Here is a 12,759-nt window from a genome sequence, read left to right as displayed (position 1 = left end):
CCCAACCCTTCTCCGCGACCGCCCCGGGGGACACCGCCCCCGCCCCGTCCCGGCCGGCCGTCCGGGTTCCGCCCTGCCCGGACCCCGCCCCCGGCGCACCCACCCGCATCCGGGGAGGCGGGTGGGCAGGCGCCGCCCCGCCCCCGGCCCCTCGCGGGGGAGATGGCGGGCCCGTACCGCGAGAACACCGCCCCCGCCCCTCGCCGGGGAGAGGGCGGGCTCACCCCGGGAGGGCCACACCCGTCGGGGTCGGGGTCGCCGTCACCAGGGTGTCGCCCGCCAGGGTGGGGGCCGGGCCTCCTCCAGGTGCCTCGTGTTCCCACAGGCGCCGGGCGCGGCCCGAGGCCACCTCCAGGCCCGTCACGAACGGCGGTGCCCCCCGGCCCAGCAGCCCGCGCCGGCCCCCGTGGGCCGAGTGGACGTACAGCACCCCCCGCCTGACGCCCAGCAGTTCGAGTACGCACTCCGTGCCCTCGCGCCGCGTCACCTGCTGCTGCCAGCGCACCGCACCGCTGCCCCCGTCGAGGGCGAACACCGTGTCCCAGCCCTGCTCCGGCCGGTACGCGGCCACGTACACCACGCCGTCCTCGACCAGCAGCCGCTCCGCCGCCGCACCCGGCTCGAAGCGCCACAGCTCGTAGCCCCTGCGCCGGTCCAGGGCGCGCACGACGCCCCCGTCCAGCACGTGCACCGTCCCCGCCGGCAGGTCCGGGAGCTCCCGCGCCCCGCCGCCGTAGCCGCGCGGCCACGACCACAGCGGCGCGCCGGTCGGCAGGTGCAGCGCCCGCAGCTGCCGGCCGTCGCCGAGGACCAGGCACTCGTCCGACACCGTGACCGTCCGCGGGGCCGCCTCCGGCACCGGCTGCCGCCACACCGGCTCGCCGGTGTCCTTGCGCAGGGCGGTCAGCCCGCCCTCCGCCGTCACGAGCAGCAACCCCGGCGACGGCGTCAGCGAAGCCGCCTTCGGCAGCTCCCGCCACCACCGCACCCGCCCGTCCGCCGGCTCCCGGACCACCAGCCGCCCGCCCGGCCCGCCGTCCGTCTCCACCACCACGCACACGCTGTCCGCGTCGGCCGCGCACCACACCCGCTCCGGCTCGGGCAGCGGCAGCGCCGGCACCCCCTCGTCGGCGTACGCCGTCCACCGCGTGGTCCCCGAATCGGCGTCCAGGCAGCCCACCTCGGAGTCCGCCGTCCACACCACCCGCCGCCCGGCCGCGTACAGGGCGTCCGGCCGGGGCGTACCGGCCCGCCAGCGTTCCGCGCGCGACGGACCCGGCCCGGCGGGGAGGCCGCCCTCCCGGCCCGGTGCCGAGGTGTCGGAACGCGGCGGGCGGGTGCCGGGATCGGCCGCGGCCCGCTCCAGCCAGGGCGCGCCCGCCGTGCAGTCCCGGGCGATCCAGGCCAGCTCGCGGCCCCGCTCGGCCGGTTCGGCGAGCTCCCGCGCCGCGGCCGCCCGCTCCCGCGCGGTGGCCGGCTCCAGTACGGACCGGTGGCCCTCGGCGCTCAGTTCCCGGGCGGCCTTGAGGGCGGCGCGGGCCGCGTCCGCCTCCTCCTCCCGCGCCCCGGCCGCCGCCGCCAGCTCGGCCAGGGCCTCCTCGGCCCGTACGAGGGCCTCGTCCGCGCCGGCCCCGTCCCCGACGGCGGTGCGCTCGCCCGCCACCCGGCACAGCGCCCGCACCCTGGCCCCGCCGACGGGTATCCGCGCGGCCAGCCGCAGGGCGCCGGGCAGGTCCTGCCGGGCGACGGCGGTGACGGCCTTGGACTCGGTGGCCGCACGGACCGCCGCGCTCGGGATCCGGGCCAGCCAGCGCTCCGCCCGCGCCGGGTCGGTGGGGGCGCTGGCCAGGACCGCCCGGGCCAGCACCGCCTCCTCCGCCGCGCTGCCGGGGAAGTGCCGCCGGGCCAGCCGCACCCCGCGCTCGGGCGCCACCGCCGCGAGCTCCTCCGCGACCTTCCGCAGCCGGCTGGCGCGGCGCGGCCCGAACACCGGGAACAGCGCCTGCTGCGCGTCGGTCAGGACCCGTTCGGTGCGCGCGGGGGCGTCCCGCGAGATCCGCCGGGCCAGCCCCGTCAGCAGCCCGGCGACCCGGGAGCCGTCCCCGCCGCCGTCGGCCCACGCCCACCGCTCGGCGTCCGCCAGCAGCCGCCCCGCCAGCCCCGCGTCGAACCGCGCCGCCGCCTCGGCCGCCAGCGCCAGCCCCTCGACCCGTACGTCCCCGGCCCCGACGGGCAGCCCGCCGAGCGCATCCTCGGCCTCCAGCAGCAGCTCCCGTACGAACCCCCACGGGTCCTCGGACGTACTCCCGCCCGGGCGGCCCGCGTCGCGGGAGGCGGCGGCGGGCCGGGGCGGGTCGGAGCTCGACGCGGCGGAACCCGCCACGTCCGGCCCCCCGACCGGCTCCGGGCTCCCCGACCCCTCGCCGTTCCCGGCCGGCTCCCCGCTCCCCGAACCCCCGCCGCCCCCGGCGGAGGCCGCCACACCGGGACCCTCCGCCGGGAGCGCGACTCCCGTCCCGTCCGGGCCCGCATCCGCCGCGCCCGCGCCCGCGAGGCCCGCGCCCGTCGCGCCCGCGCCCGTCGCGCCTGCACCCGCGAGGCCCGCGCCCGTCGCGCCCGCGCCCGTCGCGCCCGCGCCCGCGAGGCCCGCATCCGCCGCGCCCGCGCCCGCCGCGCCCGCGAGGCCCCCGCCGGCCGGTAGTTCGCGTAGCGTCCGGGCCACCGTCTGCGCCGACTCCGGGCGGTCCGCCGGGGGCTTCGCCAGCAGGGCGCCCACCAGGGCCTCCAGCTCCGGGGAGACCGCCGCCCCGGCCTCCCGCAGCGGGCGCGGAGGTTCCTCGATGTGGCGCAGCATCAGGACGTACGGGCCCTCGCTCTGGCCGAACGGCGGCTCCCCGGTCAGCAGGGCGTACAGCACGCACCCCAGCGCGTACAGGTCGCACCGGGCGTCCACGTGTTCGCCCCGCCACTGCTCCGGCGCCATGTACGGCGGGGTGCCGAACATCCGGCCGGTGACCGTCCAGCCCGCCGTCGCGTCCGCGGAGTGCGCGATGCCGAAATCGCAGATCTTCAGCCGCCCGCCGGGCAGCAGGAAGAGGTTCTGGGGCTTGAGGTCCCGGTGGACCACCGCCCGTTCGTGCGCGGCGGCCAGCGCCTCCGCCGCCTGCGCGGCCAGCTCCACCGCCTCCGCGGCCGGCAGCCCGCCCCGCTCGCGGGCGAGCACCGCCCCCAGGTCCTCGCCGGGGAGCAGTTCCATCACGATGAACAGCCGTCCCTCGTGCTGCCCCACGTCGTGCACGACGGTGATGCCCGGGTGCTGGAGCCGCGCCCCGATCGTCGCCTCCCGCCGGAAGCGGGCGATCAGTTCCTCGTCGGTCGCCGCCTCCAGCAGCACCTTGACCGCCACCGGCCGGTCCAGGGCCAGGTCGTGGCCCGCCCACACCTCGCCCATGCCGCCCGCGCCGAGCCGGCGGTCCAGCCGGTACCGGTCCGCCAGCAGTTCCCCCACCCGCACCGCGCAGCCCCCTGACACCACGTCATCCGACGGTCGTCCAGGGGGCATTGTCCATCGCGAAGTGAACTACCGGGGGTCGGACGGCGAACGGCGCCGGATCCGGCTGCCCAGCCACACCAGGGGGTCGTACTTGCGGTCCACGGCCCGCTCCTTCAGCGGGATGAGGGCGTTGTCGGTGATCCTGATCCCCTCCGGGCAGACCTCCGTACAGCATTTGGTGATGTTGCAGTAGCCCAGCCCGTGCTCGTCCTGGGCCGTGCGCTTGCGGTCCAGGCCCGCCTCCTCGGCGGCGTCCAGCGGATGCATGTCCAGCTCGGCGACCCGCATCAGGAAGCGGGGGCCGGCGAAGGCGCCCTTGTTCTCCTCGTGGTCGCGCACCACGTGGCAGGTGTCCTGGCACAGGAAGCACTCGATGCACTTGCGGAACTCCTGCGAGCGTTCCACGTCCACCTGCTGCATCCGGTACTCGCCCGGCGCCAGCCCGGCCGGCGGTACGAACGCCGGCACCGAGCGCGCCTTCTCGTAGTTGAAGGACACGTCCGTCACCAGGTCCCGGACCACGGGGAAGGCCCGCAGCGGGGTGATGGTGACCGTCTCGTCCCGGTCGAAGACGGACATGCGGGTCATGCACATCAGCCGCGGCCGCCCGTTGATCTCGGCGCTGCACGAGCCGCACTTGCCCGCCTTGCAGTTCCAGCGCACCGCCAGGTCCGGGGCCTGCGTCGCCTGGAGCCGGTGGACGATGTCCAGGACCACCTCCCCGTCGTGCACCTCGACGGTGAAGTCCCGCAGGTCCCCGCCCTCCGCGTCGCCCCGCCAGACCCGGAAGCGGGCGTCGTAGGTGGTCATCCGGTGAGCTCCTCTTCGGCGAGGTACTTGGCCAGCTCGTCCTTCTCGAACAGGGCGAGCAGGTCGGGGCGGATGGGATCGGTCCGGGTGCGTTCGAGGACGATCCGGTCGGCCGCCGGATCGGCGGGGGCCGGGAGCACGGGCCGGCACAGCAGGTTCACCGGCCGCCACTCCCGCTCCATCGCCGGGCGGTCCTCGCGGGTGTGGCCGCCCCGGCTCTCGGTGCGCTCCAGGGCCGCGCGGGCCACGCACTCGCTGACCAGCAGCATGTTGCGCAGGTCCAGGGCCAGGTGCCAGCCCGGGTTGAACTGCCGGTGCCCCTCGACCCCGGCCCGGGCGGCCCGTACGCGCAGGGACGCCAGCCGCTCCAGGGCCTCCGCCATCTCCGCCTCGCGGCGGATGATGCCGACGAGGTCGTTCATGGTCGTCTGGAGCTCCTGGTGGAGGGTGTACGGGTTCTCCGCGCCCTCGTCGGCGCGGAAGGGGGCCAGCGCCTCGGCGGCCGCGGCGTCGACCTGCTCCTGGGAGACCGCCGGCCGCTCCCCGCCGCCCGCCGCGTGTCCGGCCGCGTGCAGACCGGCCCGCCGGCCGAAGACCAGCAGGTCGGACAGGGAGTTTCCGCCGAGCCGGTTCGAGCCGTGCATCCCGCCCGCGACCTCGCCGGCCGCGAACAGCCCCCGTACCCCGGCCGTGGCGGCGGTGTCGGAGTCGACCGCGATGCCGCCCATCACGTAGTGGCAGGTCGGCCCGACCTCCATCGGCTCGGCGGTGATGTCCACGTCCGCCAGCTCCTTGAACTGGTGGTACATGGAGGGCAGGCGCCGTTTGATCCGCTCCGCCGGCATCCGGGTGGACACGTCCAGGAACACCCCGCCGTGCGGGGAGCCGCGGCCCGCCTTCACCTCGGAGTTGATGGCCCGGGCGACCTCGTCGCGGGGCAGCAGCTCGGGCGGGCGCCGGTTGCCGTCGGGGTCCTCGTACCAGCGGTCGCCCTCCTCCTCCGTCTCGGCGTACTTCTCCTTGAAGACGTCGGGGACGTAGTCGAACATGAACCGCCGGCCCTCGGAGTTGCGCAGCACCCCGCCGTCGCCGCGCACCGATTCCGTGACGAGGATGCCCTTCACGGAAGGGGGCCAGACCATGCCCGTGGGGTGGAACTGCACGAACTCCATGTTGAGGAGCGGGGCTCCCGCGAGCAGGGCCAGCGCGTGGCCGTCGCCCGTGTACTCCCAGGAGTTGGAGGTGGTCTTGAAGGACTTGCCGATCCCGCCCGTGGCGAGGACCACCGCCGGGGCCTCCAGGACGAAGAAGCGGCCGGACTCGCGCTCGTAGCAGAACGTCCCCGAGACCCGGTCCCCGTCCTTCAGGACGCGGGTCACCGTGCACTCCTGGAAGACCTTGAGCCGGGCCTCGTGGTCCCCGTGCTCCCGGAAGTCCTCCTGCTGGAGCTGGACGATTTTCTGCTGGAGGGTGCGGATCAGCTCCAGGCCGGTCCGGTCGCCGACGTGCGCCAGCCGCGGGTACTCGTGGCCGCCGAAGTTGCGCTGCGAGATCCTGCCGTCGGGCGTCCGGTCGAAGAGCGCGCCCCAGGTCTCCAGCTCCCACACCCGGTCCGGGGCCTCCTTGGCGTGCAGCTCGGCCATCCGCCACTGGTTGAGGAACTTCCCGCCGCGCATGGTGTCGCGGAAGTGGACCTGCCAGTTGTCGTGCTCGTTGGCGTTGCCCATGGAGGCGGCGATCCCGCCCTCCGCCATGACCGTGTGGGCCTTGCCGAAGAGGGACTTGCAGATCACGGCCGTACGGGCGCCCCGCTCCCGGGCCTCGATCGCGGCCCGCAGCCCGGCGCCGCCCGCACCGACCACGACCACGTCCCACTGCTGCCGGTCGACTTGGGTCATGTCAGAAGATCCTCGGGTCGGTGAAGGTGCCGGTGGCCAGCAGGTACACGTAGAAGTCGCACAGGGCCACGCTGATCAGGGAGGCCCAGGCGAGCTGCATGTGGCGGGTGTTGAGCCGGCCGACCCAGCTCCACAGCCGGTAGCGCACCGGGTGGGCCGAGAAGTGCTTCAGGCGGCCGCCCATGACGTGCCGGCAGGAGTGGCAGGACAGGGTGTAGGCCCAGATCAGCACGATGTTGAGGAGGAACAACAGGGTTCCCAGGCCCATGTGTCCCCACGCGTAGTGCCGGTCGCGGAAGGTCAGCACGGTGTCGTACGTCAGGATCCCGGCGACCGGGACCGCCGTGTAGAAGAAGTACCGGTGCGCGTTCTGGAGGATCAGCGGGAAGCGGGTCTCGCCCGTGTAGCCGGCGTGCGGTTCGGGGACCGCGCAGGCGGGCGGCGAGGCCCAGAAGCCCCGGTAGTAGGCCTTGCGGTAGTAGTAGCAGGTCAGGCGGAAGCCGAGGGGGAAGACCAGGATCAGCAGGGCGGGGGACAGGCCCCACCAGCTGCCGAACAGGCCGAGGTTGGGGCCGCCGCGCATCGTCTCGCAGTTCTCCGCCAGACAGGGGGAGTAGAACGGGGAGACGTACGGGGCCGCGTAGTAGTGGGCGTTCGCGAAGGCCCGCCAGGTCGAGTAGACGACGAAGGCGAGCAGCCCGGCCGCGGTGCCGGCGGGGGCCAGCCACCACCGGTCGGTGCGCAGGTGCCCGGGTGCGATCGCGGCCCGGGAGGGGGTGTGGACCCCGCCGGGCCGTTGCCGGTGTGGTTCCGTGCCTGTGGCCAAGGAGAACTCCGGGTGGAGTGCGATGAGGGGTGGCCCAGGAGGCCCGGCCGCGCGTGGCGGCCGGGCCAGATGGGGGTGCGGGGACGGGAGGGGATCAGGGGGCGCGGCGGTCGCGGACGCCGAGGCCCTCGTCGTCGGTGTCCGTCCACTTGGACTGGTCGTACGGGGTGTCCGGGACGGGGACCATCCCGCCCGGGGCGGCCGCTCTGGGGGCGGCGGCCGGCGACTGCCGGGCGACGTCCTGCTCCAGCCGTTCCACCGAGCGGACCAGCTCGTTCAGGTTGCGTCGTACGGCCGTCAGATCGTCTTGCAGGGACATGACGTGACCTCACTTCCGCGGGGGTGCGGTGGCAACGCTCACGGGCGCCTGCGAGTGTCGCGCCTCCCGTCCCCGGTTGTGAAGGGACGTGCAGCGATTCCGGGCGCGCAGGCGCAAACCGTGCGCCCCTCCCTGCCCCCATTTTCATCCCTCGAACGAGGGACCGCCCGTCCGGGCCGCAACCGGGATTGGTCCGCACGGGTGGGGTTCGCGGCGTGGCGAGGGTCCGCTCCGGAGGACCCGGCGGGCTGTCTATTTCAGTGGGTTTCGACACCAGTGTGATCAGCTCCATATACCGCCGAACGTGATCAAGACCCCTCTCTTTCACGGCTCCACGCCCCGTCCCGGAGGTACCACCCATGACCCAGAGAAGGCGCAGGTCCTTGGCGCTCCTCACCTCGGGAGTCCTTGCACTGCCGCTCCTCGCGGGATGCGGGGCGGGTGAGGACGACGGCGGGCCGGCCGCCGCCGGTCCGGACATCGGGCTGACGGCCCGCGAGCAGGTCGCCGACGGCGGGGTCCTGCGCTGGGCGGTGGACTCCCTGCCGGAGACCCTGAACGCCTTCCAGGCCGACGCGGACGCCACCACCACGCGGATCGCGGGAGCGGTGCTGCCGCAGCTGTTCACGCTGGACGCCAAGGGGCGGCCGGTGGCCAATCCCGACTACCTGGAGAAGGCCGAGGTCGTCGAGCGCGAGCCCAAGCAGGTCGTGCTGTACAAGCTGAACCAGAAGGCGGTGTGGAGCGACGGGCGCGAGATCGGCGCCGCCGACTTCGTGGCGCAGTGGCGGGCCCTGAACGGCAAGGACTCGGCGTACTGGACGGCCCGCAACTCCGGCTACGAGCGGATCGAGAAGATCGAGCGGGGCAAGAACGACCTGGAGGTCAAGGTCACCTTCGTCCGCCCGTACGCGGACTGGCGCTCCCTGTTCAGCCCCCTCTACCCGAAGCAGGTCATGGGCACCCCGGAGGCCTTCAACGAGGGGGCCCGGGGCGCCCTCAAGGTCACCGCCGGACCCTTCAACCTCGGGGCGATCGACAAGAAGACCGGCACCGCCGCCCTGACCCGCAACCCCCGCTGGTGGGGCCGGGGCGCCAAGCTGGACACCCTCGTCCTGACGGCGGTCCCGCGGGCCGGCCGCCCGGCCGCGCTGGCCGCCGGGAAGGTGGACCTGGCGGAGATCGACCGGGCGGGCGCCGACCGCATCGCCCTCGCCCACCGCGACGCCGGCCGCGTGGACGGCACGCACGGCCCCGGCGCCTCCCTCACCCCCGCGCAGGCCACCCGCTCCTGGGCGCTGGCCCACGGCGCCGACGAGACCAAGGCCAAGGAGGAGCAGGAGAACCGGCAGAAGAACGCCGAGGCGGTGCAGAAGTACGCGGACGAGCAGTCGGCCCTGCGCGGCTTCGAGGTCCGCAGGTCGCTGGAGCCCTCGTACACCCAGCTGGCCATGAACGGGGCCTCCGGACCGCTCTCCGACGAGCGGGTCCGCCGGGCGATCGCCCGGGCCCTGGACCGCAAGGAGCTCGCGGAGATCGTCCTCAAGCCGCTCGGCCTGCCGGCCAAGCCGGTGGGCAGCCACCTGGCGCTGGCCGGGCAGCAGGCGTACGCCGACAACAGCGACGCCCTCGGCGGCCAGGACACCCATGCCGCCCAGGCCCTCCTCGCGGACGCGGGCTGGCGCAAGGACGGCAAGCTGACGGAGCCGCCCGAGGCGAAGGCGGGCCCGGAGGGAGAGGGGGCGACGGACGACTCGAAGACCCCGTCGGGCGCCAAGCCGGGACCGGGCGACGGCACCGGCAACGACGGCCTCTACATCGTGGGCCAGGACGACGGCCGCAACGGCGCCGTGCGCCGGGACCGCCCGGACCGCCGGGGCCGGCCGGGCCGGCCGAGCGCCCCCGTCTCCGGCCCGCGGATCCTCCAGGAGGGGCCCGCCGCCTTCGAGGGGGACCTCGTCGACGAGGGGATGGCCTTCGTCCCCGGTTCCCTGCGCGGGCGGCCCTCGCCCGTGCTGGCCCCGTCCTCCCTGGCCGCCCAGCAGGGTGAGGCGCTGCTGGCCCAGGCGGGCGCCATCGAGGACGGCAAGCGCGCGGCCGCCGCCGCGGCCGCGAAGGCGGAGGCCGAGGCGGACGGGGAGGACGCCAAGGAACCCGCGAAGGCCACCCCGGCCCCGGCTCCGGCCAAGCAGGTCGCCCCCCGCACCTCGGGCGCCATGCTCGCCAAGGACGGCAAGCAGCTCGACCTGCGCTTCGTCCTGCCGGCCGGACCCGGCTCGGAGGCCCTGCGCGCGGTCGGCGAGCGGATCTCCCAGACCCTCCGGAAGATCGGCATCAGCACCCGGATCACCAAGGTCCCGGACGAGAGCTTCTTCAAGGACCACATCGCCTCGGGCCAGTACGACCTGGCCCTCTACTCCTGGCCCGCCACGGCCTTCCCGGCCACCGACGACCGGCCCATCTTCGCCAAGCCGGAGCCGGCCGCCGACGGCTCGCTGCTCGTCGAGCAGAACTACACGCGGGTCGGCACCGACCACATCGACCAGCTCTTCGACCAGGCGGCCGGTGAGCTGGACGAGGCCAAGGCCCGCGACCTGATGCGCAAGGCGGACGCCCGGATCTGGGCGGCGGCCGGCTCCATCCCGCTCTACCAGCGCCCGGAGCTGGTCGCGGCCAAGCCGGGCCTGGCCAACGCCGGCGCCTTCGGCCTCGGGGCGCCCCGCTTCCAGGACATCGGCTGGAAGAAGCCGCCCGCCGCCAAGGACGCGAAGAAGAAGTAGGAGCGGCCGGCCGGGGCCCCGGCGGCCGGAAGGCGGCGCGGCGAAGAAGTGGTGAAAAAACGGGGCCTGTCGGGTTGACCGGCGGGTAGCAAGCTCAGAAGTGACTCAATTTCCTTGCCCGCCGGATTCCCGGCGGGCAAGGTCGTCCCTACCCGTTGACCCGCAGGAACACGGGCCGTACCGACAGCCGGGAACCCCCACCCACGACCCGGCCGTCCTCAGTCGTCCGGCCCCTTGACAGACCCCCCGGCAGGCGGTTCCCGCCGATCGACGTACGATGGTGTAAGGCCGTGGCAGGTTTTCCGCCCGGTCGAGGCGCGCGTGCCAGGCCGTACGCGACGCCATCCACGATCCCGGGAGAAGCGCCGAAGTGCCCACGCGCCACGACATCCGTAACGTCGCCATCGTCGCCCACGTCGACCATGGCAAGACGACCATCGTCGATGCCATGCTCAAGCAGGCCGGTGCCTTCGCCGCCCACCAGCAGCTCGACGACCGCATGATGGACTCGAACGACCTGGAGCGTGAGAAGGGCATCACGATCCTCGCCAAGAACACGGCGGTGAAGTACCACCCCAAGGACGGCGGGGCCCCGATCACGATCAACATCATCGACACCCCCGGCCACGCCGACTTCGGTGGCGAGGTCGAGCGCGGTCTGTCGATGGTGGACGCCGTCGTCCTGCTGGTGGACGCCTCCGAGGGTCCGCTGCCCCAGACCCGCTTCGTGCTCCGCAAGGCCCTCCAGCAGCGGAAGCCGGTCATCCTCTGCATCAACAAGACGGACCGCCCGGACTCCCGGATCGACGAGGTCGTCAACGAGACCTACGACCTGTTCCTGGACCTGGACGCCGACGAGGACCAGATCGAGTTCCCGATCGTCTACGCCTGCGGCCGTGACGGCATCGCCTCGCTGACCAAGCCGGAGGACGGTACCGTCCCGGCGGACAGCGACAACCTGGAGCCGTTCTTCTCCACCATCCTGGAGCACGTCCCGGCCCCGACCTACGACGACGAGGCCCCCCTCCAGGCCCACGTCACCAACCTCGACGCCGACAACTTCCTCGGCCGCATCGCGCTGCTCCGCGTCGAGCAGGGCGAGCTGCGCAAGGGCCAGACGGTCGCGTGGATCAAGCGTGACGGCACGGTCTCCAACGTCCGCATCACCGAGCTGATGATGACCGAGGCGCTCACCCGCAAGCCGGCCGAGGTCGCCGGCCCCGGTGACATCTGCGCCGTCGCCGGTATCCCCGACATCATGATCGGCGAGACCCTGGCCGACCCGGAGAACCCGATCGCGCTGCCGCTGATCACGGTGGACGAGCCGGCCATCTCCATGGTCATCGGCACCAACACCTCCCCGATGGTCGGCCGCGGCGGCTCCGGCAAGGGCGCGGACGCCAAGGCCGCGGTCAAGGACCGCAAGGTCACCGCGCGCCAGGTCAAGGACCGTCTGGACCGCGAGCTGATCGGTAACGTCTCGCTGCGCGTCCTGGACACCGACCGTCCGGACGCCTGGGAGGTCCAGGGCCGCGGTGAGCTCGCGCTCGCCATCCTGGTCGAGCAGATGCGCCGCGAGGGCTTCGAGCTGACCATCGGCAAGCCGCAGGTCGTCACCCGCGAGATCGACGGCAAGGTCCACGAGCCGGTCGAGCGCATGACGATCGACGTGCCCGAGGAGCACATGGGCGCCGTCACCCAGCTCATGGGCGTCCGCAAGGGCCGCATGGACAACATGTCGAACCACGGCTCCGGCTGGGTCCGCATGGAGTTCGTCGTCCCGTCCCGCGGCCTCATCGGCTTCCGTACGGAGTTCCTGACCCAGACCCGCGGCACCGGCATCGGCCACTCGATCCACGAGGGCCACGAGCCGTGGTTCGGCCAGCTGGTCACCCGTAACAACGGCTCCCTGGTCGCCGACCGCGCCGGTGCGGTCACCGCCTTCGCGATGACCAACCTCCAGGAGCGCGGCGTCCTGTTCACCGACCCCGGCACCGAGGTGTACGAGGGCATGATCGTCGGCGAGAACTCGCGCGCCGACGACATGGACGTGAACATCACCAAGGAGAAGAAGCTCACGAACATGCGCTCCTCCTCCGCCGACTCCTTCGAGGCGATCGTCCCGCCGCGCAAGCTCTCCCTGGAGCAGTCCCTGGAGTTCTGCCGCGACGACGAGTGCGTCGAGGTGACCCCGGAGGCCGTGCGCATCCGCAAGGTCGTCCTGGACCAGAAGGAGCGTTCGCGCACCGCTTCCCGCGCCAAGTCGGCCAAGTAGTACGCGAGTAGGCTTCTGGCCGAAACGCACACCATCGGCGACGGCCCCTCCCTGCACCGGCTCGGTGCGGGCAGGGGCCGTCGTCGTTTGTCAAACGGATTGTGTCGCTCAAGTGTCCGCATACCGACCGTGACACTCCGGAAGATGAACTAACCGTCCGTTTCGCACGTGTCTGTCTCCTATCCGTTTGTCCGGATTTCGGGTTTTCGCCATACGGTGATGTTGTGAAAACGAGACCACTTAAGTGTGGTTTACGGTCTGGGCGTCCCTGAGGATGGCTCCATTGAGCTCGGGTCAA

Annotated in this window: 7 protein-coding genes; 2 read left to right on the top strand and 5 right to left on the bottom strand. The window is 73.6% G+C overall.

The features are described from left to right. Positions 1-220: 220 nt before the first annotated feature. The 5 genes from AB0469_RS19620 to AB0469_RS19600 form a co-directional block, all read right to left on the bottom strand. Complete coding sequence (locus tag AB0469_RS19620; protein ID WP_366452655.1) at positions 221-3,535, bottom strand: serine/threonine-protein kinase; 3,315 nt, start codon at positions 3,533-3,535, stop codon at positions 221-223. Positions 3,536-3,580: 45 nt separating this feature from the next. Next, entirely contained in the window at positions 3,581-4,363 is a 783-nt protein-coding gene (locus AB0469_RS19615) for a succinate dehydrogenase/fumarate reductase iron-sulfur subunit (protein ID WP_366452654.1), read from the bottom strand. Continuing rightward, positions 4,360-6,261: a fumarate reductase/succinate dehydrogenase flavoprotein subunit gene (locus tag AB0469_RS19610; protein WP_366452653.1), complete on the bottom strand. Its 1,902-nt coding sequence runs from the start codon at positions 6,259-6,261 to the stop codon at positions 4,360-4,362. The genes AB0469_RS19615 and AB0469_RS19610 overlap by 4 nt, the downstream gene beginning before the upstream one ends. A gap of 1 nt (position 6,262) precedes the next feature. Continuing rightward, on the bottom strand, positions 6,263-7,087 hold the full coding sequence (locus AB0469_RS19605) for a hypothetical protein (RefSeq protein ID WP_366452652.1): 825 nt from the start codon (positions 7,085-7,087) through the stop codon (positions 6,263-6,265). A gap of 94 nt (positions 7,088-7,181) precedes the next feature. Then, complete coding sequence (locus AB0469_RS19600; protein ID WP_366452651.1) at positions 7,182-7,406, bottom strand: hypothetical protein; 225 nt, start codon at positions 7,404-7,406, stop codon at positions 7,182-7,184. A 359-nt stretch (positions 7,407-7,765) separates the two neighbouring features. Between AB0469_RS19600 and AB0469_RS19595 the strand changes: the two genes are divergently transcribed. Both AB0469_RS19595 and typA read left to right on the top strand, forming a co-directional pair. Further along, a complete protein-coding gene (locus AB0469_RS19595) occupies positions 7,766-10,186 on the top strand; it encodes an ABC transporter family substrate-binding protein (protein WP_366452650.1) in 2,421 nt (806 codons plus the stop codon). A gap of 370 nt (positions 10,187-10,556) precedes the next feature. Beyond that, complete coding sequence (typA, locus tag AB0469_RS19590) at positions 10,557-12,461, top strand: translational GTPase TypA (protein ID WP_366452649.1); 1,905 nt, start codon at positions 10,557-10,559, stop codon at positions 12,459-12,461. The last annotated feature ends 298 nt before the right edge of the window (positions 12,462-12,759 follow it).

Source organism: Streptomyces sp. NPDC093801 (assembly GCF_040701585.1).
Taxonomy (GTDB): Bacteria; Actinomycetota; Actinomycetes; order Streptomycetales; family Streptomycetaceae; genus Streptomyces.
The sequence above is the reverse complement of the archived record's forward strand: the minus strand, read 5'-3'. Positions and strand labels throughout refer to the sequence as shown.

Excerpts from the sequence above, each read along its gene's own strand:
- AB0469_RS19615 (WP_366452654.1), bottom strand. The coding sequence starts at position 4,363 with ATGACCACCTACGACGCCCGCTTCCGGGTCTGGCGGGGCGACGCGGAG.
- AB0469_RS19610 (WP_366452653.1), bottom strand. The coding sequence starts at position 6,261 with ATGACCCAAGTCGACCGGCAGCAGTGGGACGTGGTCGTGGTCGGTGCG.
- AB0469_RS19600 (WP_366452651.1), bottom strand. The coding sequence starts at position 7,406 with ATGTCCCTGCAAGACGATCTGACGGCCGTACGACGCAACCTGAACGAG.
- AB0469_RS19595 (WP_366452650.1), top strand. The coding sequence starts at position 7,766 with ATGACCCAGAGAAGGCGCAGGTCCTTGGCGCTCCTCACCTCGGGAGTC.